The organism is Streptomyces sp. NPDC093225 (assembly GCF_044753805.1).
Classification (GTDB): Bacteria; Actinomycetota; Actinomycetes; order Streptomycetales; family Streptomycetaceae; genus Streptomyces.
This window is the reverse complement of the sequence record NZ_JBIVNX010000024.1, coordinates 1-20,057: the sequence shown is the minus strand read 5'-3', so window position 1 is coordinate 20,057 and position 20,057 is coordinate 1. Positions and strand designations below refer to the sequence as shown.

The 20,057-nt window shown below is 72.7% G+C and carries 17 protein-coding genes and 1 pseudogene; 2 read left to right on the top strand and 16 right to left on the bottom strand.

The genetic code is table 11. The annotated features are described in order from the left end of the window. Positions 1-17: 17 nt before the first annotated feature. From lepB (ACIQCH_RS21945) to proS, 10 genes and pseudogenes are all read right to left on the bottom strand, one after another. Positions 18-920 carry a signal peptidase I gene (lepB, locus tag ACIQCH_RS21945; protein ID WP_402583384.1) on the bottom strand — a complete coding sequence of 301 codons (903 nt, stop codon included), beginning with the start codon at positions 918-920 and terminating at the stop codon, positions 18-20. Continuing rightward, positions 829-1,910, bottom strand: a pseudogene (gene lepB / locus ACIQCH_RS21940) (signal peptidase I). Before lepB (ACIQCH_RS21940) ends, lepB (ACIQCH_RS21945) begins: the two are co-directional and overlap by 92 nt. A 175-nt stretch (positions 1,911-2,085) precedes the next feature. Continuing rightward, positions 2,086-2,817: a signal peptidase I gene (gene lepB / locus ACIQCH_RS21935; protein ID WP_402583257.1), complete on the bottom strand. Its 732-nt coding sequence runs from the start codon at positions 2,815-2,817 to the stop codon at positions 2,086-2,088. A gap of 44 nt (positions 2,818-2,861) precedes the next feature. Continuing rightward, positions 2,862-3,212, bottom strand: coding sequence for a 50S ribosomal protein L19 (rplS, locus tag ACIQCH_RS21930; RefSeq protein WP_030195152.1), 351 nt, complete (start codon positions 3,210-3,212; stop codon positions 2,862-2,864). A 134-nt stretch (positions 3,213-3,346) separates the two neighbouring features. Next, on the bottom strand, positions 3,347-4,168 hold the full coding sequence (gene trmD / locus ACIQCH_RS21925) for a tRNA (guanosine(37)-N1)-methyltransferase TrmD (protein WP_402583254.1): 822 nt from the start codon (positions 4,166-4,168) through the stop codon (positions 3,347-3,349). Then, entirely contained in the window at positions 4,168-4,734 is a 567-nt protein-coding gene (gene rimM / locus ACIQCH_RS21920) for a ribosome maturation factor RimM (protein ID WP_402583252.1), read from the bottom strand. Before rimM ends, trmD begins: the two co-directional genes overlap by 1 nt. Before the next feature lie 146 nt (positions 4,735-4,880). Further along, positions 4,881-5,120: an RNA-binding protein gene (locus ACIQCH_RS21915; protein WP_030011889.1), complete on the bottom strand. Its 240-nt coding sequence runs from the start codon at positions 5,118-5,120 to the stop codon at positions 4,881-4,883. A gap of 2 nt (positions 5,121-5,122) precedes the next feature. Beyond that, positions 5,123-5,563 (bottom strand): 30S ribosomal protein S16, encoded by a 441-nt coding sequence (rpsP, locus tag ACIQCH_RS21910; RefSeq protein ID WP_402583251.1) that lies wholly within the window; start codon positions 5,561-5,563, stop codon positions 5,123-5,125. A 238-nt stretch (positions 5,564-5,801) separates the two neighbouring features. Further along, a complete protein-coding gene (locus ACIQCH_RS21905) occupies positions 5,802-6,398 on the bottom strand; it encodes a hypothetical protein (RefSeq protein WP_402583249.1) in 597 nt (198 codons plus the stop codon). A gap of 310 nt (positions 6,399-6,708) precedes the next feature. Continuing rightward, on the bottom strand, positions 6,709-8,121 hold the full coding sequence (gene proS / locus ACIQCH_RS21900; protein ID WP_402583247.1) for a proline--tRNA ligase: 1,413 nt from the start codon (positions 8,119-8,121) through the stop codon (positions 6,709-6,711). A 134-nt stretch (positions 8,122-8,255) separates the two neighbouring features. On the opposite strand from proS, the gene ACIQCH_RS21895 reads away from it, so the two are divergent. Further along, positions 8,256-8,924, top strand: a complete 669-nt coding sequence (locus ACIQCH_RS21895) for a methyltransferase type 11 (protein ID WP_402583246.1) — start codon at positions 8,256-8,258, stop codon at positions 8,922-8,924. Positions 8,925-9,019: 95 nt separating this feature from the next. On the opposite strand, the gene ftsH is transcribed toward ACIQCH_RS21895, so the two are convergent. The 6 genes from ftsH to ACIQCH_RS21865 all read right to left on the bottom strand — a co-directional run bounded on the left by ftsH (position 9,020) and on the right by ACIQCH_RS21865 (position 18,826). Next, complete coding sequence (gene ftsH, locus ACIQCH_RS21890; RefSeq protein WP_402583244.1) at positions 9,020-10,945, bottom strand: ATP-dependent zinc metalloprotease FtsH; 1,926 nt, start codon at positions 10,943-10,945, stop codon at positions 9,020-9,022. Between the two features lie 146 nt (positions 10,946-11,091). Continuing rightward, positions 11,092-12,648 (bottom strand): signal recognition particle protein, encoded by a 1,557-nt coding sequence (gene ffh, locus ACIQCH_RS21885; RefSeq protein WP_402583242.1) that lies wholly within the window; start codon positions 12,646-12,648, stop codon positions 11,092-11,094. Positions 12,649-12,807: 159 nt separating this feature from the next. After that, complete coding sequence (locus ACIQCH_RS21880; RefSeq protein ID WP_402583240.1) at positions 12,808-15,243, bottom strand: [protein-PII] uridylyltransferase; 2,436 nt, start codon at positions 15,241-15,243, stop codon at positions 12,808-12,810. Between the two features lie 46 nt (positions 15,244-15,289). Continuing rightward, entirely contained in the window at positions 15,290-15,628 is a 339-nt protein-coding gene (locus ACIQCH_RS21875) for a P-II family nitrogen regulator (RefSeq protein ID WP_402583238.1), read from the bottom strand. Next, on the bottom strand, positions 15,625-16,971 hold the full coding sequence (locus tag ACIQCH_RS21870) for an ammonium transporter (protein ID WP_402583236.1): 1,347 nt from the start codon (positions 16,969-16,971) through the stop codon (positions 15,625-15,627). The genes ACIQCH_RS21875 and ACIQCH_RS21870 overlap by 4 nt, the downstream gene beginning before the upstream one ends. 385 nt (positions 16,972-17,356) lie before the next feature. Beyond that, positions 17,357-18,826 (bottom strand): hypothetical protein, encoded by a 1,470-nt coding sequence (locus tag ACIQCH_RS21865; RefSeq protein WP_402583234.1) that lies wholly within the window; start codon positions 18,824-18,826, stop codon positions 17,357-17,359. 383 nt (positions 18,827-19,209) lie between these two features. Between ACIQCH_RS21865 and ACIQCH_RS21860 the strand changes: the two genes are divergently transcribed. After that, positions 19,210-19,878: a bifunctional DNA primase/polymerase gene (locus tag ACIQCH_RS21860; RefSeq protein ID WP_402583232.1), complete on the top strand. Its 669-nt coding sequence runs from the start codon at positions 19,210-19,212 to the stop codon at positions 19,876-19,878. Positions 19,879-20,057 lie beyond the last annotated feature (179 nt).

Here is a 20,057-nt window from a genome sequence, read left to right as displayed (position 1 = left end):
CGATCTGGGACGGCACCCTACCCGTCGGTACCGACCTGCGTAAGCCGCCGCCTGCGCCAGAGCACGAGCGGAAGGGCCGCCGCGACGCCCAGGCCGACCGGCGCGGCGCCCATGGCGGCCGACAGACCGGGCTGGTCGAAGGTGTCCGGGATCGGCAGGGTGGCCCAACGGGTCACCGGCCACGCGACCACGACGGCACGGCCCACGACCTTGCTGTTGGGCACGAAGCCCTTGGTCTTGTCCTCCATGTGGTACCGCGAGTCGTACGAGTTCTGGCGGTGGTCGCCCATCACCCAGATGTGGCCCTTCGGCACCGTGACGTCGAACGGCTTGTCGTCGCACGGGGTGTTGCCGGGGAAGATGTACGGCTCGTCGAGGGCCTTGCCGTTGACCTTGACCGGGCCGCCCTTCGCGCAGGAGACGTGGTCGCCGCCGACGCCGATGACCCGCTTGATCAGGTCCTTCTCGTCGGCCGAGGGCATGAGGCCGATCTTGCTCAGGAACTCCTGGACCAGGTTGGGCTGCGGCGTGGGCTCGCCCTCCAGCCACTTGTTCGGGTCGTGGAACACGACGACCTCGCCGCGCTGCGGCTCCGAGCCGAACCACGGGGTCAGCTTGTCCACCAGGACCCGGTCGCCCCGCTGCAGCGTGTTCTGCATCGAGTCGGAGGGGATCGAGAACGCCTGGACCAGGAAGGTCTTGATCAGCAGCGCGAGGACCAGGGCGATGCCGACGAGGAGCGGCAGCTCCTTCCAGAAGGAGCGCTGCTTGCGCGCGGTGCCTTCGGCCGTGCCGTCACCGTCTCCGTCGCCGGTCCGGTCGTGACCGTCACCGTCGGCGGGTCGACCGCTGTCGCCGTCCACGGCAACCTCCTGCCGTTCCTCGGGTTCCTCGCGTCCGGACCGTGCGCCGACCGCCACATCCCCCACGTCCACTCCTCACTCCTGATAAAGCACGCGCGCCCGCGACCGATGCGCCGAGAGCGCTCCACTCCCTTAACGAGCGGGAGTTCCGCAGGGGTCGGGAGGTGACCAGTTTTCCAGGCGTTCCTGTGGACCACGCCCTGATCCGGGGTGTGGATCATGCTGTGATCCCGAGGGGACACCCTATGCGACCCGGCGGCCCCGGCGGCGCCCGCGCCGCGCGGGTTCCGGCACCTGTCGGAAGGTGGCCGGCACTTCCAGCTTGCGCCAGTGGTCGAAGGGCCAGGCGATCACCACGGCCCGCCCCAGGACGCCCTCCTGCGGGATCGTCCCGTGGAAGGGCTCGTCGAGGTGGAAGCGCGAGTCGGCGGAGTTGGCGCGGTGGTCGCCCATCACGAACAGCCGTCCCTGCGGGACCTTCACCTCGAAAGTCACCTCCGAGGGTGAATTCCCGGGGTTCACGTACGGCTCGTCCAGCGCGGTGCCGTTGACGGTGACCCGACCGCGCGCGTCGCAGCACTTGACGGTGTCCCCGCCGACCGCGATCACCCGCTTGATCAGGTCCTGCTCGTCGGCGGAGGGCAGCAGGCCGATGAACGTCAGTGCCTGCTTGATCTGTTTGACGCCCACCGGGTCGGGCTCCACCCGCCGGGTCTCGCCGCGCAGCCAGCCGCCCGGGTCCTTGAAGACCACGACCTCGCCCCGCTCGGGCTCGGCCCCGAACCAGGGCGTGAGCTTGTCGACCAGGACCCGGTCGCCGATCCGGATCGTCTGCTCCATCGAGCCGGACGGGATCACGAAGGCCTGCACCAGGAAGGTCTTGAGCAGCAGGGCGATCAGCAGGGCGACCACCACCAGCAGCGGGACCTCGCCCGCCGTCCTGGTACGGCGCCGCCGCTTGATCCGGCGGGCCAGTCGGCGCCGCTCGGCCCGGCCCGGCCCGGAGGGCGCCAGGGGCACCGAGGTGCCGGCCCCCGCCGCCGCCAGCCCGGCGGTCCGTCCCGCGCCCGTGGGCGTACGACCGCCCGCGCGGCCCGCCGCCCGGCCACCCGCGGGACCGCCCGTACGGTCGTCCGCGCGGCCGCCCGTGCGGCTGCCGGCCCGCGCCGCGGCACGGGTCCCCGGCCGGGGGTCACCGGCCGCGCCGCGCGGCCGCCCGCGGCTACCCATGCCCCCCGCCGGTTCTCACGACGCCCCAGTGCGTGAAGGGCCAGCCGATCCAGTCGGCCCGCCCGATGACCTTGTCGACCGGCACCATGCCGCCGCCCGGGTCCCCGAGGTGGTCCCGCGAGTCGCGCGACTGCGAGCGGTGGTCTCCCATGACGAACAGCGTCCCCAACGGGACGGCGATGCGAAACGGAACCCGGGAGGGCGCGTCGCCGGGATAGAGGTAGTCCTCCTCGACCGGAACGCCGTTGACCTTCACGCGGCCGCGCGCATCGCAGCAGACCACGTCGTCCCCGCCCACTCCCACCACCCGCTTCACGAAGTCGGTGTCCGCCGGCTCGGCGAGCCCGAGGGCCGCGGCCGCCCCGTGCACCAGGTCGCCCACCGGATTGCCCGGGGCGGGCTCCTGCACGAAGGAACCGGTGCCGTCGAAGACCACCACGTCACCACGCCGCGGCTGGTTGCCGAAACGGTACGCCAGCTTGTTGACGAGCACCCGGTCCCCCACCCGGAGCGTCGGCTGCATCGACCGGCTCGGGATGAGGAAGGGCTGGACGACGAAATTGCTCACCAGCAGGAGGGCGGCCGTGCAGACCACCCCGAGGAGCGCGGCGCGGCCCACGGTCAGCCGCCGGAAAAACGCGAAGCGCGGCCGCTCCCCCGCCGTCCCGTCGCCGGGATCGGAGGAGGAGCTGCCGCGCTGCGTGAGTCGTGCTTCGGTGTCCATCGGGGGCGAGCCTATCCGGCCGCCCCGGAGCACCGGAGCCGAGCTCAGTTGTCGCGCTTCTCCTTGATCTTCGCGGCCTTGCCGCGGAGCTCACGGAGGTAGTACAGCTTGGCGCGGCGCACGTCACCACGGGTGACGAGCTCGATCTTCTCGAAGATCGGGGAGTGCACCGGGAAGGTGCGCTCGACGCCGACGCTGAAGGAGACCTTGCGGACCGTGAAGGTCTCGCTGACGCCCGAGCCCTGGCGGCGGATGACGACGCCCTTGAACTGCTGGATACGGGAGCGGTTGCCCTCGATGACGCGGACGTGCACGTTGACCGTGTCACCCGGGCGGAAGGCCGGGACGTCGGAGCGCAGCGCGGCGGCGTTGACCTGGTCGAGCAGGTTCGACATGGTTTTTTCGTCTGCTTTCTTCGCACGACGCCACAGGCCGCCGGGCGGGAGTTCGTAGAGAGTCGGTAGCCGTTCCACCCGGTCCGCGGCGGTCCCCCTGTGGCAGGAGCACGGTGCAGGCGTACAGCAGCCGCCTATTCTTCCACGGCGTGTGCCCGGCGCCAAAATCGGCCGTCGGGGGCGGGCTCCCAGCCCAGGATGCTCAGGGCCTCGCGGTCCTTCTTGTCGAAGGCGGCGGCCGGGGTGCGCTCGACCAGGTCCGGCCGGTTGACCACGGTCCGCGCGAAGGCCTGGTCCCGGCGCCACCGCGCGATCTTGCCGTGGTGGCCGCTCAGCAGCACCTCGGGGATGCCGCGGCCGCGCCACTGCGGCGGCTTGGTGTAGACGGGGCCCTCGAGGAGGTTGGCCATCTCGCCGGGCGCGAAGGAGTCGTCGCGGTGGGACTCGGCGTTGCCCAGGACGCCCGGCAGCAGCCGGGCCACGGCCTCGGTGACCACCAGGACCGCGGCCTCGCCGCCGGCGAGCACGTAGTCGCCGATGGAGACCTCGTAGACCGGCATGCGGGTGGCGTACTCGTCCATCACGCGCCGGTCGATGCCCTCGTAGCGGGCCGGCGTGAAGATCAGCCAGGGGCGCTCGGAGAGCTCGACGGCGAGCTCCTGGGTGAACGGCCGGCCGCTCGGGGTGGGGACGACCATCACGGGGCCGTGCGCCCCGGTCTCGTACCCGTCGGCGAGGACCGAGTCGAGGGCGTCGCCCCAGGGCTCGGTCTTCATGACCATGCCGGGGCCGCCGCCGTACGGGGTGTCGTCGACCGTGTTGTGGCGGTCGTACGTCCAGCCGCGCAGGTCGTGGACGTGTACGTCGAGCTGTCCGCGCGCCCGGGCCTTGCCGACCAGCGAGACGTTCAGGGGCTCGAGGTACTCCGGGAAGATCGTGACGACGTCGAGCCGCATCAGGACGCGTCCTCGGCGGAGTCGCCCTCGGCGTCACGCGCGGAGGCGATCACCGCGCGGTCGTCGATCAGGCCGGGCGGGGGGTTGATGACGGCGCGCTGGCCCTCCAGGTCGATCTCGGTGACGATCTCCTCCACGAACGGGATCATCACCTCGGTGCCGTCGGGCCGCTCGACGATGAAGAGGTCCTGCGAGGGCAGGTGCGAGATCTCGGTGATGCGGCCGATCTCGGTGCCGTCGGCGAGGACGACGTCGAGGTCCATGAGCTGGTGGTCGTAGAACTCGTCCTCCTCCTCCGGCAGCTCGTCGGGGTCGACGTCCGCGATGAGGAGGGTGTTGCGCAGGTTCTCGGCCGCGGTGCGGTCGACCACGCCCTCGAAGCGAAGCAGGAGGCGGCCGCTGTGCACCCGCCCGGTCGCGATGGTGAGCGGTCCGGCGGACGCGGGCTCGGTCTGGAGCACGGCCCCGGGGCTGAGCCGCAGTTCCGGCTCGTCGGTCCGCACCTCGACGGTGACCTCACCCTTGATGCCGTGGGCGCGGCCGATCCGCGCGACTACCAGCTGCACGCTTGTCTCTCCTGTTCAGACGGCCCGTGGGAACCGGGCCGGGACCCCGTACGGCCGGGGGCCGGACCCCCTGCGTCCCGGGACAGACGACGACGGGCCGGGGCGGGCTGCACGCCCTCCCCGGCCCGTGCCGGTGACTCTACTGATCAGCGGACCTGGTCCACGTCGACGAGGTCGACGCGGATGCCCCGTCCGCCGATGGCGCCCACGACGGTGCGCAGGGCCCGTGCGGTGCGGCCGTTGCGGCCGATCACCTTGCCGAGGTCGTCGGGATGGACCCGGACCTCGAGGACCTGCCCGCGGCGCAGGTTGCGCGAAGCGACCTGTACCTCGTCGGGGTTGTCGACGATGCCCTTCACGAGGTGCTCGAGAGCCTCCTCGAGCATGATCAGGCCTCGGTCGACTCGGTGGACGCGGCCTCGGCCTCGTCCGCCTTCTTCTCGGTCTTCTTCGACTTCTGGGTGATGGCCTCACCCTTCACGTCGTCACCCTCGAGGCCCTTGGCGAACGCCTCGAACGCGGCGCGCTTGTCGGCCTTCGGCTCGGCGACGAGCATCGGGGCCGGAGCCGGCAGGCCCTTGAACTTCTGCCAGTCGCCGGTGACCTTCAGGATGGCCATCACGGGCTCGGTCGGCTGGGCGCCGACGGACAGCCAGTACTGCGCGCGCTCCGAGTCGACCTCGATGCGCGACGGGTTGTACGTGGGGTGGTACAGACCGATCTCCTCGATCGCACGACCATCGCGGCGGGTGCGCGAGTCGGCGACGACGATGCGGTAGTGCGGCTGGCGAATCTTGCCGAGGCGCTTGAGCTTGATCTTGACTGCCACTGGAGTGGTGTCTCCTGGTCTTGACGTGGTTGGGCACAACGGGATGCCACGTGGGGTTGCGGTACTCGGGTGCCCGATGGACGCGTCAGCCGGAGGAGAGAGGGGTCCTATGCGGCTGTCGAGTACAGCTAGCCATTGTGCCACACGTGTACCGCGCGCCCGTCATCGAGGCCTGGGCGGCCAGGGCCGACGGCGTGGCCGTGCCTGCCCGGGACCGGCGCCGGGCGCCGGTCCGGCGTCAGGACGCCGCCGCGACCGCGACCTCGGGGATCCGGAACGGCTTCATGCAGCCGCCGCACACGATGGGCGCCTGGGCGAGCACCGACGGCACGACCCGGACGTTGCGCCCGCACTCGCAGACCGCCTTGACGCGCACGCCGCCGCCCGAGGAGCCGTGCCGCGCGGCCGGCCCGCGGAAGGAGCGCTTGGTGTCGGCGGCGGTGGCCGCGGTGTGCGCCTTCAGGGCGCGCTGGAGCCGCTCGATGGTCGGCCGGTAACGCCTCTTCGCCTCGGGGTTGAGCGTGACCAGCGAGAAGCCGCTACTGGCGTGCGGCTCGTCGGAGTGGTCCAGGCCCATCTCCTCGGCGATCGCGAGGAATCTGCGGTTGTGGTACCGCCCGGCGCGCGAGGTGTCACGCACCCCGCGGGCGGCTGCGATGCCGTGGACTGCCTCGTGCAGCAGTCGCTCGAAGGAGAGCTCGGCGCCGCAGGCGGACGAGGACTCTCCGATCAGGGACTCGGGCGCGGCAAGGTCGGGCAGCTCGGGGTGGTACCGCTGAATGTCGGCCCACGCCTGTGCCAGCTCTGCGGCGAGAACAGGTGGTGTCGTGCTCACGTCGTGACAACGACGCGGGGTGCCCCGGTGTTCCGATTCCGGGCCATTCCAAATTTTTTGCACGTACCAGTCAGTTCAGTCTCATGCGTCCCGACGAGGACGGGTACGCAGAACTCCGGAGGAGTCGGTACGTAAGGGAGTCCCCCCGGTCGGAACCGGAGGGACCCGCCCACGGGAGATCGGACGGGCGGGCGGCCCGTCCACCGCAGGATCAGCCGCCCGGGGGAGCCGGATCCGAACGCGGATACGGAAGGATCACTCCGAGATGCGTACGCGGCCGTGCGCGACCGCGTACGCCCTCGGCGCGCGATCAGTAGGAGCGCGCGACGATCGCCAGGGTGCCCGGGGCGTCGTCCGACTCCGGGACCGACCCGTCCTCGGCCACCAGGCAGCGCACCGTCACGGCCTGCTCGCCCAGCTTGGCCTCGCCCTCGGGGCCGAGGTCGGCCCACGGGATGCGCGCCCAGCCGCCGGCCACCGCGGCCTCGGCGGCCTCGTCGATGGTCGACACGTCGGTGGTGCGGGCGATGCGGCGCTCGCGGGACTCGCGCAGCAGCTGCGCCTGGTCCTCCTCCAGCACCTTCGGCAGCATGTCGGCCAGCGCGTCGATCTGCACGGCCTCCTTGCCGCCCGGGATCCGGCGGGCCAGCATGGCCGTGCCGTTCTCCAGGTCGCGGGGGCCGATCTCGACGCGCACCGGCACGCCCTTGAGCTCCCAGTCCACCGCGCGGCGGCCGAACGGGATGTCGGTGCGGTCGTCCACGTGGACGCGGATCCCGACGGCCTTCAGGCGGTCGCCCAGCTCGCGGACCTTCGCCACGGCCTCGTCGCCCTTGATGGCCATGACGACGACCTGGACGTGCGCCAGCTTCGGCGGCACCCGCAGGCCGTTGTCGTCGCCGTGCGACATGATCAGACCACCGACCATGCGGGTCGAGACGCCCCACGAGGTCTGCCAGACGAACTCCTGCTTGCTGTCCTTGGACAGGTACTGGGTGTTGAACGCCTTGGCGAAGTTCTGGCCGAGCTCGTGGCTCGTGCCCATCTGCAGCGCCTTGCCGTCGCCCATCATGCCCTCGAGGGTGAGGGTGTTGATGGCGCCGGCGAAGCGCTCCTTGGGGGTCTTGCGGCCGAGCACCACGTCGATGCCGAGCACGTTGACCATGAAGTCGCCGTACACGTCGCGGTGGATGCGGGCGGCGTACTCGCGGGCGTCCTCGTACGTGGCGTGGGCCGTGTGGCCCTCCTGCCACAGGAACTCGCTCGTACGGAGGAACACGCGCGGACGCATCTCCCAGCGCACCACGTTCGCCCACTGGTTGATCAGCAGGGGCAGGTCGCGGTAGCTCTGGACCCACTTCGAGAAGTAGTCGTTGATGATCGTCTCGGAGGTCGGGCGGACCACGATCGGCTCCTCGAGCTGCTTGCCGCCACCGTGCGTGACGACCGCCAGCTCGGGGGCGAAGCCCTCGACGTGCTCGGCCTCCTTGGTCAGGTAGGCCTGGGGGATGAACATCGGGAAGTAGGCGTTCTGGGCACCCGCTTCCTTGATGCGCGCGTCCATCTCCTGCTGCATCCGCTCCCACAGGCCGTAGCCGTACGGCCGGATGACCATGGTGCCGCGCACCGGGCCGTTGTCGGCCAGCTCGGCCTTGTTGATCAGGTCCTGGTACCAGCGGGGGAAGTCCTCCGCCTGCGGGGTGAGAACGGGTGCCTTTGCCATGGCGCGAATGGTACGGCGCGCGGGCGGTCGAGCGTGAATCGGGTCCGCGCGGCCTATGGACGAGGACCGCCGAACGCGCTTGCCTTGTCAACGGGGGCAGAGCGGGGGCATGGAAGGACGGGAGCGCTTTTGCCATGACACCGACGCTGGTCGCCCGGGACTGGGCGGAGATCCAGGAGCGGATGCTGGTGCCGCTGTACGAGGCGGTGTACGACCGGCTCGACGTGGCCTCCGGGACGCGGCTGCTCGGGCTCGACTGCGGCGCGGGGCTCGCCCTGCTGCTGGCCGCGGCCCGGGGCGCGGCGGTCTTCGGCGTGGAGGCCGACCCGGACCGGCTCGCGCTCGCGCGGGAGCGCGGGCTGGCCGCCGGCCGGGCGCCGACGGGCGGCTCGTACGACGTGGTGACCGACTTCGCCGTGGACGGCTCCGGGGACCTGGCGGCCGTCCTGCCGCTGGTGCGCCGGGGCGGTGCGGTGGTGCTGGCGGGCTGGGGTCCGCCGGAGCGGTGCGCGACGGCGGCGGTGCTCGGCGGGGCGTGGGTGCCGCCCGCGCGCGACGCGCTGGAGCTGCGGGCGTACGCGGCGGGGCTGGTGCCGGACGGCTCGGGGCGGGTGTTCTGCCCGTTCGGGTACGCGGACGTGGACTCGGCGGTGCGGGGGCTGCTCTCGGCGGGCCTGTGCGACGCCGGCGACCCGGACACCGTGGAGAAGGAACTGGCGGAGGCCCTGCACCCGTACGTGCACGCGGACGGGACGGTGTGGCTGCCGAACCTGTTCCGGTACGTGGTGGCGCGGGTGCCCTAGACGCGGATGCTCCAGGCGCGGCGCCCCAGGCGCAGGTGCCCCTGGGCGGCGCCCCTGGCGGGACGCCCCCGGTGGGACGCCCCCCGGAGGGCGGCTCAGTCGGCGGACTTCGCCAGGCGGGGGATGCCGGCGGCGGCGTAGGCGGCCTGCTCGTCGAGGCTCTCGTGGCGCATCAGGGCCTCGGCGAGGGCGTCGAGCTTGTCGCGGTGCTCGCGCAGCAGGCGGCAGGCGTCCTCGTAGCACTCGTCCACGATCCGCCGCATCTCGCCGTCGACCGCGTCGAGGGTGGCGGGCGCGGCGGAGAGCCCGTACGCCTGCTGGGCGTCGGAGGGGATGGCGGTCAGCCGTCCGACGCGGTCGCTCATGCCCCAGCGGCCGACCATCCCGCGGGCGATGTTGGTGACCTGTTCGAGGTCGTTCTCGGCCCCGGTGGTGACGACCTCGTAGACGACCTGCTCGGCCGCCATACCGCCGAGCGCGCCGATGATCCTGCCGCGCAGGTACTCCTCGGTGTACGCGTACCGGTCGGACTCCGGCGTCGAGAGGGTGACGCCGAGCGCGCGCCCGCGCGGCACGATGGTGATCTTCCGTACCGGATCGGCACCGGGTTGGAGCATGCCCAGCAGTGCGTGCCCGCTCTCGTGGTAGGCGGTGCGGCGGCGTTCCTCCTCCGGCATGACCAGCGGCCGCTCGGCGCCGAGCTGCACCTTCTCCAGGGCGTCGGAGAGGTCCGACTGGGTGACGGCGCCCTGCTTGCGCTTGACCGCGAGCAGGGCGGCCTCGTTGGCGAGGTTGGCCAGCTCCGCGCCGGTCATCCCGGGCGTCGTACGGGCCACCTGGGCGAGGTCGACGGCGCGGTCGAGCGGGATCTCCCGGGTGTGGATCTTCAGGATCGCCTCGCGTCCGCCGCGGTCCGGCGGGGAGACCATGACGGTGCGGTCGAAGCGGCCGGGCCGGGTCAGGGCCGGGTCGAGCACGTCGGCACGGTTGGTCGCGGCGATGACGACGACCCCTTCGGACCCGGAGAAGCCGTCCATCTCGGTGAGGATCTGGTTGAGCGTCTGCTCGCGCTCGTCGTGGCCGCCCATGGCCGCCCCGCCGCCGCGGGCCCGGCCGATGGTGTCGATCTCGTCGATGAAGATGATCGCCGGGGCCACCTTGCGGGCCTCGGTGAACAGCTCGCGGACCCGGCTGGCGCCGACGCCCACGATCATCTCGATGAACTCGGAGGCCGAGGCCGAGAAGAAGGGCACCCCGGCCTCGCCCGCGACGGCCCGCGCGAGCAGGGTCTTGCCGGTGCCGGGCGGGCCGGCCAGCAGCACGCCGCCGGGCATCCGGGCGCCCATGCGCCGGTAGGCCTCGGGGTTCTTGAGGAAGTCCACGACCTCGCTGAGCTCGTGCTCCACCTCGTCGATTCCGGCCACGTCGTCGAAGGTGGTGCGCTTGCCCTCCTCCAGTTCGACGGGTTTCGGGGGCGCCTTGCGGCCGAACGGGCCGCCGGCGCCGCCCATGGCCGCGCCCATGCGCCGGGCGACGAGCACCCACAGGCCGATGAGCAGCAGCATCGGGGCGAGGGAGATCAGGAGGTTGTAGAGGAAGCTGCGGTGCTCGACGACCGGGGAGGCGGTGACGGTGACGCCCTTGGAGGTGAGGCTCTGCCACAGGTCGTCGTCGGCGAAGACGGGGCGCTGGGTGGTGAACTTGGTGTAGTCGCCGTCGCCGCCGGGGATGGGCTGCTCGTTCTTGAGCTGGCCCTCGATGGCGTCGCCCTTGGAGTAGATCTTCGAGACGTTGCCGGCGGCGACCTGCTTGCTGAACTCGGTGTACGAGATGGTCGGCTCGTTCTCCTCGCCGACGAAGGACAGCACCAGGTTGGTGATGAGGTAGACGATCAGGGCGGTGAGGACCAGCCCGCGCCAGCCGCCGGGCATGCGCCTCTTCGGGGGCGGGGGCGGAGCGCCCTCGGAGCGCCAGGGGGTGTCGGCCCGCGAGCGCGGCGGCACGGGGGTCGGGCTGGGCACGTCGGACCACCTCCTGCGTCGTGGGATCCGACATTACGGGAGGTACCGGGCGGACGCGCGGGGGGTGCGCTGCCCGGCTGACGGCCCGCACGTACGGGAAAGGCCCCCGCGTCCGGGACGCGGGGGCCTTCGCCGGGGGGCGTGGGTCAGCCCATGAACTTCTTGAACTCGTCCGGCAGCTCGAAGTCCTGACCGGGCTGGCCCGCGGGCAGGCCGAACGGGTTGCCGGGGGCGTCCTGGCCGGCCTGGTCGCGGCGCGCCTGGGCGGCGGCCTCCTCGGCCCTGCGCTTCATCGGGTTGCCGCTCTGGCGCTTGCCCTTGGCCTGCTTCTGCTGCTTCTTCTGGCGGCCGGGGCCACCGCCCATGCCCGGGATGCCGGGCATGCCGGGCATGCCACCGCCCTGGGCCATGCGGGACATCATCTTGCGGGCCTCGAAGAACCGCTCGACGAGGTTCTTGACGGCGCTGACCTCGACGCCGGAGCCCTTGGCGATACGGGCGCGGCGGGAGCCGTTGATGATCGTCGGGTCCTGGCGCTCGGCCGGGGTCATCGACTTGATGATCGCGGCGGTGCGGTCGACGTCGCGCTCGTCGATGTTGTTGATCTGCTCCTTGATCTGGCCCATGCCCGGGAGCATGCCGAGGAGCTTGGAGATGGAGCCCATCTTGCGGACCTGCTCCATCTGCGACAGGAAGTCGTCGAGCGTGAACTCCTTGGGGCCCTTGGCGAGCTTGGCCGCCATCTTCTCGGCCTCGGCCTGCGAGAAGGTCTGCTCGGCCTTCTCGATGAGGCTGAGCATGTCGCCCATGCCGAGGATGCGGGACGCCATGCGGTCCGGGTGGAACGCGTCGAAGTCGTCCAGCTTCTCGCCGTTGGAGGCGAACATGATCTGCTTGCCGGTGACGTGCGCGATCGAGAGCGCGGCACCACCGCGGGCGTCGCCGTCGAGCTTCGAGAGCACGACGCCGTCGAAGCCGACGCCGTCGCGGAAGGCCTCGGCGGTGTTGACCGCGTCCTGACCGATCATGGCGTCGACGACGAAGAGGACCTCGTCGGGAGAGACGGCGTCGCGGATGTCCGCGGCCTGCTGCATCATCTCCTGGTCGATGCCGAGGCGGCCGGCGGTGTCGACGATGACGACGTCGTGCTGCTTCGTCTTCGCGTGGTCGATGGAGTCCCTGGCGACCTGGACCGGGTCGCCGACGCCGTTGCCGGGCTGCGGGCCGTAGAAGCCGACGCCGGCGCGCTCGGCGACGACACCGAGCTGGGTGACGGCGTTGGGGCGCTGGAGGTCGCAGGCGACGAGCAGCGGGGTGTGGCCCTGGCTCTTGAGCCAGAAGCCGAGCTTTCCGGCGAGGGTGGTCTTACCGGCACCCTGGAGGCCGGCCAGCATGATGACGGTGGGCGGCTGCTTGGCGAAGCGGAGCCGGCGGGTCTCGCCACCGAGGATGCCGACGAGCTCCTCGTTGACGATCTTGATGACCTGCTGGGCCGGGTTCAGGGCCTGCGAGACCTCGGAGCCGAGGGCGCGCTCCTTGACCTGCTTGATGAAGGCCCGGACCACGGGCAGGGCGACGTCGGCCTCGAGGAGGGCGATACGGATCTCCCGTGCCGTGGCGTCGATGTCGGCCTCGGACAGGCGGCCCTTGCCCCTGAGGGACTTGAATGTGGCTGCGAGGCGGTCGGAGAGCGTATCGAACACGGTGGTCGCGAATCCTCGGGTCGTCGGGAGCGGTCGTCCCCCAGGGTATCCGGCGCGTCCACTCCCCCGGGCCCCCCGGCCCGATCCCGGTTTCCGAGGCGCCCTCAAACGCCGGGCGGGCCGGGAGGCGGGGGTGGCCGGGGGCAGGGGCGGCCGGGGTCAGGACAGGGCGGATTCGACCGTGTGGGCCAGGGCGGCGGCCTCGTCCGGGGGGAGGGGGGCGCCCTTGGCGTCGGTGACGTACAGCGTGTCGACGGCGTTGGCGCCCAGGGTGGACACGTGGGCGCTGCGGACGCGGACGCCACCGCCCTCGAGGGCCAGCCCGATGCGGTGCAGGAGGCCGACCGCGTCGGGCGCCCGGACCTCCAGGACGGTGGCCTGGGAGGAGACCCCCGGCACGACCGCGACCCGCGGGGGCGGCGGGAGCATCCCGCGCCGCCGCCGGTACGCGGCCTCCCGCTCGGCCAGCTTCGCCGGGACGTCCAGCGAGCCGTCGAGCGCCCGGACCAGGTCGGCCCGCAGCCGCGCGGCCTGCGGCAGCGAGCCGTACTCGGCCGCCACCCGCCAGCGCAGGGCCAGGACCTCCCCCAGCGCGTCCGGCAGCTCCACCGTCCGCAGGTCGGCCGCGCGCACGGTGAGCCGGTGCAGAGCGAGGACGCCCGCGGCCGCGGGGAGCACCCCCGGCTGGTCGGGGACGGCGATCAGCAGCTCGACCCCCACCTCGTCCGGCTCCTCGCTGCGGGTCTCGGCACGGGTCCGCAGCGCGAGCACCGGCCCGCCCGTGCGTACCGCCTCCACCGCCAGCCGCTCCTGCTCGGCGCTCGGCGCATCCGCGTCGGGAGCGGCCGCGGGGGCGCCGGAGAGCACCGCGGCCACGCGCTTGACCAGGTCCGCGACGAGGGATCCGCGCCAGGACGACCAGGCGGCCGGGCCGGTGGCGAGCGCGTCGGCCTCGGTGAGCGCGTGCAGCAGTTCGAGGGCGCCCGCGGAGCCCACGGCATCGGCGACGGTCCGTACGGTCACGGGGTCGTCGAGGTCGCGCCGGGTGGCGGTGTCGATGAGCAGCAGGTGGTGGCGGACGAGGGTGGCGACCACGGCCGCGTCGTCCTTGTCGAAGCCCATGCGGGCGGCCGCGTCGCGGGCGATGGTCTCGCCGACCACGGAGTGGTCGCCCGGCCAGCCCTTGCCGATGTCGTGCAGCAGCGCGGCGACGAGCAGGAGGTCCGGGCGCCCGACGCGGCGGGTGAGGGCGGCGGCCCGGACGGCGGTCTCGACGAGGTGGCGGTCCACGGTCCAGGTGTGGACGGGGTTGCGCTGCGGCCGGAAGCGGACCCGGTCCCAGTCCGGCAGCAGCCGCGTGATCAGCCCCTCCGCCTCCAGGGCCTCCCAGACGGCCACCATCGGCTCGCCGGCGCCCAGCAGGGTCACCAGTTGCTCCCGGGCCTCGGCGGGCCACGGCACGGGCAGGGCCCTGGCCTGCGCGGCGAGGCGGCGCACGGCGTGCGGCGAGACCGGCAGTCCGGCCTGGGCGGCGGCGGCCGCGAACCGCAGCGGCAGGACGGCGTCGCGCTCCGGCTTGGCGGCGAGGGCGAGCACGGCCTCGCCGTCCTGTTCGACGACGCCCTCGGCGAGCGGGGCGCGCTCGGTGGCGGGGCCCCGGGTGCCGAGCAGGCCGCGCAGCCGCGGCCGGGCGGACCGGGCGCGCAGCACCCGGCCCACCTCGCGCCAGGTGACGTCGCCGGCGTAGCCGATGACGCCGGCGGCCTCGTAGACGCTGCGCAGCAGCGCGTCGGCGCCCGGCAGGTCGAGGGCGGCGGCGACCTGGTCCTGTTCCTGGAGGGCGAGCCGGTCGGTGGCGCGGCCGGTGATCAGGTGCAGGGCGTCGCGGGTGTCGAGCAGGACGCGGCGGGCCTCGGCCAGGCCCTCGCGGGGCGCGTCGGCGAGCCAGGAGGCGGCCACGGCGCGCAGGGCGGTGGCGTCGCGGAGCCCGCCGCGGGCCTCCTTGAGGTCGGGTTCGAGGAGGAAGCGCAGCTCACCGGCGCGCTCGGCCCGGTCGCGGCACAGGGCGTGCAGTTCGGGCAGGCGCTTGGGGGCCTGGTTGCGCCAGTCGGCGAGGACGGTGGTGCGCAGGCCCGCGAGGAGTCCGAGGTCGCCGGCGACCGGGCGGGCGTCGAGCAGCCCCAGGTGGACCTTGAGGTCCTCGGCGGCCGTCTTGCGGGCCTGGGCGGGGGTGCGCACGGAGTGGTCGAGGGCGAGGCCGAGGTCCCAGACGGGGTACCAGAGGCGGTCGGCCAGGGCGGCGAGGTCACCGGGGGCGGCCTTGCCGTCGTGCAGGAGCAGCAGGTCGAGGTCGCTGCGGGGGGAGAGTTCGGCGCGGCCGTAGCCGCCGACGGCGACCAGGACGGCGCCGCGCACGCCGGTGTCGCGGGCGGCCGCGGCGAAGAGCCCGGTCAGCCACTGGTCGGTCAGCCGGGCCAGGGCGGAACGGCGCGACGGCCCGGGCTGCGACTCCTGCTGGAGGAGTCGCAGCCGGGCCGCCGCGTAGCCGCCGTGTCCGGGGTCCGCCTGTTCGGTCGTGTCGTCGAGGCTCGTCACCCTGGGGCTCCGTTCGTGCAGCTCTGCGGTGTGCGGAGGGACGGCTCTACAGCGCGTCCGCGCCGCGCTCGCCGGTCCGTACCCGGACGACCGAGTCGACCGGGACGATCCAGACCTTGCCGTCACCGATCTTGCCGGTGCGGGCGGCCTTGACGATGACGTCGGCGACCGAGTCGGCGTCGTCGTCGTCCGCGACGACCTCGATGCGGATCTTGGGGACGAGGTCGACGGTGTACTCGGCGCCGCGGTAGACCTCCGTGTGGCCGCGCTGGCGTCCGTAGCCGCTGGCCTCGGTGACCGTCAGGCCCTCGATGCCGTAGGCCTGGAGGGCTTCCTTGATCTCGTCGAGCTTGTGCGGCTTGACGATCGCGGTGATGAGCTTCATGCGTCCACCTTCTTGGCGGCCAGGGGGGCGGGGGCGGGGGCTGCGGTGGACCGGCCGGCCGCTCCCCCGCCGGCGCCGCTGAAGTCGTACGCGGTCTCGGCGTGTTCGACCTGGTCGATGCCGGACACCTCGTCGTCCTCGGTGACGCGCATCCCGATGGTCTTGTCGAGCAGGAAGGCGAGCAGCGCGGACGCGACCAGAGAGTAGGCCAGGACGGCGAAGACGCCGATCGCCTGCTTGCCGAGCTGCTCGAGGCCGCCTCCGTAGAAGAGGCCCTTGGCGTCGGACTGGACGCCGCCGGTGGCGAAGAAGCCGACGAGGAGGGAGCCGACGACGCCGCCGACCATGTGGACGCCGACGACGTCGAGGGAGTCGTCGTAGCCGAACCGGTACTTCAGGCCCACGGCCATCGCGCACAGCAGGCCGGCGATGGCGCCGATGGCGATCGCGCCGAGCGGGGAGCAGGAGCCGCCGGAGGGGGTGATGGCGACCAGGCCCGCGACCGCGCCGGAGGCGGCACCGAGGGTGGTGAAGGAGCCGTGCCGGACCTTCTCGTACGCCAGCCAGGCGAGCATGGCGGCGGCGGTGGCGACCTGGGTGTTGACGAACATCACGGCGCCCACGCCGTCGTCGTTGCCGAGCCAGGATCCGGCGTTGAAGCCGAACCAGCCGAACCACAGCAGGCCCGCGCCGAGCATGACCAGGGGGAGGCTGTGCGGGCGCATGGGGTCCTTCTTGAAGCCCACCCGCTTGCCGATGACGAGGATGACGCCCAGGGCCGCGGCGCCGGCGTTGATGTGGACGGCCGTGCCGCCCGCGAAGTCGATGACGCCCATCTCGAACAGCCAGCCGCCGGCACCCCACACCCAGTGGGCGACGGGGAAGTAGACGAGGCTGACCCACAGGCCGGTGAAGAGCACCCAGGCGCTGAACTTGACGCGGTCGGCGAGGGCGCCGCTGATGAGGGCGGGGGTGATGACCGCGAACATGAGCTGGAAGACGGCGAAGACGTAGACGGGGATGGTGTAGCCGTCCCACAGCTCGGTCAGGCCGATGCCGGACAGGCCCACGTAGTCGGAGCTCCAGCCGATCAGGGAGCCGGAGTCGGTGCCGAAGGCGAGGCTGAAGCCGTAGAGCACCCAGAGGATCGTGACGATCCCGAGGCTGATGAAGCTCATCATCAGCATGTTGAGGCTGCTCTTGACGCGGACCATGCCGCCGTAGAAGAAGGCGAGGCCCGGGGTCATCAGCATGACCAGGGCGGAGCAGATGAGCATGAACCCGGTGTTCGCGGCAGACAGCTGGGGGGCGTCTGCGGCAAGGGTCGTGATGGCTGGTGCCATCGGCGTCTCCTCGTCGTCGTACGTTCGCGTGCGGGCGACCGTGGGTGGAACCTGAGCGGCGCAAGGGGGCCTGGTGGACCGGGTCCGTAGGCCCTGCCCTCCGGCTGGCTGGCTGGCTGGCTGGCCGGTTATGGCCCAGAGATTCGCGCGCGCCGGTTTCCGGCGTTGCCGCTCGATGTTTCGCGGGGGTGACGAAGGAGACGGACGTGTTACGCCCCCATGAACGGGTGCCGGGGAGGCGGGCCGGGACGTGGACCGGCCGCGGCAGGGCCCGGTGACCTGGCGATGGGGGAGCCGAGTCGGGTGTAACGGGGTGCCTGCCGCGGCCGGGGTTCGGTGGGGCGGGGGCCGTCCGGCCGGTGCCGGGGCGGGCCCGCCCGCGCTGTCAGACGGCCTCCGCGGATTCGGGGAGCTGGACGGAGAGCCGGTCGGTGAGCCGGGCGATCTCTGCGACGTCGCCGTATTCGCGCGCCGCGGTGTCCACGGTCTTGCGCAGCCGTGTGTTCACCCGTTCGGAGCGCACCTTTCTCGCCACGTCGAGCGCACGCTCGGCGTAGTTCGCGGCCTGTTCCGGGGCGCGCTGGAGCAGGTGGACGGTGGCCATGCCGACGAGGTTGAGGGCGTACGAGCGCTGGTGCTCGTCGTCCTTCCCGAAGAGCTCGACGGCCCGCTCCATCACGGGTTCGGCGAGGGAGGCGTACATGGGGCTGCGGCCCGCGACGTAGGCGAGGTCCCGGTAGGAGTGGGAGTTCTCGCCGTTGAGCTCGGCCTCGGAGAAGAAGCGGATCCAGTCGGGTTCGGGCTCGCCGCCCAGGCCCACGTCGGCGAAGGTGTCCTCGGCCATGCGCACGGCGCGCTTGCAGCGGCTGGGCTGGCCCATGTTGGCGTACGCCCGGGCCTCCATCGCATACAGCATGGCCTGGGTGCGGGGGGTGGCGCAGTCCCGGCTGCCGTACTGGGCGAGGTGGATGAGCTCGAGGGCGTCCTCGGGCCGGCCCAGGTGGATCATCTGCCGGCTCATGTTGGAGAGGATGTACGAGCCGAGCGGCTTGTCGCCGGCCTCCTTGGCGGCGTGCAGGGCGAGCACGAAGTACTTCTGGGCGGTGGGCTGGAGGCCGACGTCGTAGCTCATCCAGCCGGCCAGCTCGGCCAGTTCGGCGGCGACCTTGAACAGCCGCTTCATGGTCGGTGCGGGGTGCGGTTCCTGGAGCAGGTCGGTGACCTCGTGGAGCTGCCCGACGACGGCCTTGCGGCGCAGGCCGCCGCCGCACTGGGCGTCCCACTGCCGGAACATGGCCGTGGTGGCCTCCAGCAGGTCCAGCTCCGGCCCCGACAGCCTGGGCGGGCGGCCCGCCGGCCCGCTCTCGCGCGGTCCCGGGTCGGCGGCCGGGACGGGCACGAGCCAGCGCTGCATCGGCTCGATGAGGGCGGGGCCGGCGGAGAGTGCGAGCGAGGTGCCGAGGAAGCCCCGGCGGGCGAGCATCAGGTCGCTGCGCGAGAACTCGCTGAGGAGGGCGACGGTCTGGGGTCCCGCCCAGGGGAGGTCGACGCCGGAGACGGACGGCGACTGGTGGGCCGTGCGCAGGCCGAGGTCCTCGATGGCGACGACGCTGCCGAAGCGCTCGGAGAACAGCTCGGAGAGGATCCGCGGGATGGGCTCGCGGGGCTGCTCGCCGTCCAGCCAGCGGCGGACGCGGGAGGTGTCGGTGCTGATGTGGTGGGCACCGAGCGCGCGGGCGCGGCGGTTGACCTGCCGGGCGAGCTCGCCCTTGGACCAGCCGCTCCGGACGAACCAGGAGGTCAGCTGGTCGTTCGGGCGCTTCTCGGCTGTTCCGCTTGCGCCGTTCCCGCTCACTGGGACGCCCCCATCCATTCGGCCGCTTCGTACGAGACCCGTCTCGTACGCAACCCGCGTCGGCGTCGGACGGGTACGGGTTGCCTCCGGCATACCCACGGACGAGTCCGCCGTACGGGTCGTGCACTGAAAGTAATCCTACGATCACCCCTGCGGCGAGGTCGATTGCGGAAACGCCACCATTCGCCACCCCTTCGAATGAACTCGCCACCCGTCAACCGCGATTCACTGGACACCACACGCTTTCGATGGCAGTGCGTGGGCGAAACGGTGGCGGAACGGTGTACACCGGGGCGCGTCCGGCGGGGAGTGCGCCGGACGGCGGCGCGGCCCCGGGTGCGACGGCCTCGTAACCACCGGCGAGTTGACCCGTTGGAGGGGGCATGGGCTTCACGATCGGCGGCAGCCGTGGCACCAGGGAGTTCCGGTCCGGCTCGCGGCGGCGCGGCCGGACGTCGGAGTGCACAGCGGTGGCGGAGTACACCGGACTGTGGGGCTGGGACGTGGTCCCCGGCGTCCGCGCCTCGGCGGCCGGGGAGTGCTCCTGCGGGGACGCGCGGTGCGCGGCCCCCGGGGCGCATCCGCTGCCGCTCGCGGCGGAGGTCCCGGCGGGCGCGACCCTCGACGAGGTCACCGAGGCGTGGAGCGGCTTCCCGGGCGCGGCGGTGCTGCTCCCGGTGGGGCGGGCCTTCGACGTCATCGAGGTGGCGGAGGAGGCGGGCCGGCGCGCGCTGGTCCGGCTGGAGCGGATGGGGCTGCCGTTGGGACCGGTGGCGGTGACGCCGACCGGCCGGGCGCAGTTCTTCGTGGCGCCGGGGGCGGCGGCGGAGCTGCCGCAGCTGCTGTACCGGATGGGCTGGGACGACGCCGACCTGGACCTGCGGGCGCTCGGCGCGGGCACGTACGTCACCGCCCCGCCGTCGGACCACGCGGGCCTCGGCCCGGTCGGCTGGCTGCGGCCGCCGACCCTCGACACGGCGGGGCAGCCGCCGCAGGCACGACTGCTGCTGGGGACGCTGGCCTACATCTGCCATCGGGTGCATCGGTTCTAGGGGGCTCGAGCGGAGCGGGCGGGCCGCCGCTCCGGCGGAGCGGGCTTCGAGGGCGCATGCGGGGGCTTCGGGGGCTTCGGGGGCGGGTCGTGTGGTGTGTGGGTCCCCTCGGTGCTTGACCCGTCGTGGCCTGCAGGCCCTGCGGCAGGCCCACCCCGGAGGCTTCGGGGCTTCGCCCT

Excerpts from the sequence above, each read along its gene's own strand:
- trmD (WP_402583254.1), bottom strand. The coding sequence starts at position 4,168 with ATGCGGCTCGACGTCGTCACGATCTTCCCGGAGTACCTCGAGCCCCTG.
- proS (WP_402583247.1), bottom strand. The coding sequence starts at position 8,121 with ATGGCAAAGGCACCCGTTCTCACCCCGCAGGCGGAGGACTTCCCCCGC.
- rplS (WP_030195152.1), bottom strand. The coding sequence starts at position 3,212 with ATGTCGAACCTGCTCGACCAGGTCAACGCCGCCGCGCTGCGCTCCGAC.
- ACIQCH_RS21860 (WP_402583232.1), top strand. The coding sequence starts at position 19,210 with ATGGGCTTCACGATCGGCGGCAGCCGTGGCACCAGGGAGTTCCGGTCC.
- ACIQCH_RS21895 (WP_402583246.1), top strand. The coding sequence starts at position 8,256 with ATGACACCGACGCTGGTCGCCCGGGACTGGGCGGAGATCCAGGAGCGG.
- ACIQCH_RS21875 (WP_402583238.1), bottom strand. The coding sequence starts at position 15,628 with ATGAAGCTCATCACCGCGATCGTCAAGCCGCACAAGCTCGACGAGATC.
- ACIQCH_RS21870 (WP_402583236.1), bottom strand. The coding sequence starts at position 16,971 with ATGGCACCAGCCATCACGACCCTTGCCGCAGACGCCCCCCAGCTGTCT.
- ACIQCH_RS21915 (WP_030011889.1), bottom strand. The coding sequence starts at position 5,120 with ATGCTCGAGGAGGCTCTCGAGCACCTCGTGAAGGGCATCGTCGACAAC.
- lepB (WP_402583257.1), bottom strand. The coding sequence starts at position 2,817 with ATGGACACCGAAGCACGACTCACGCAGCGCGGCAGCTCCTCCTCCGAT.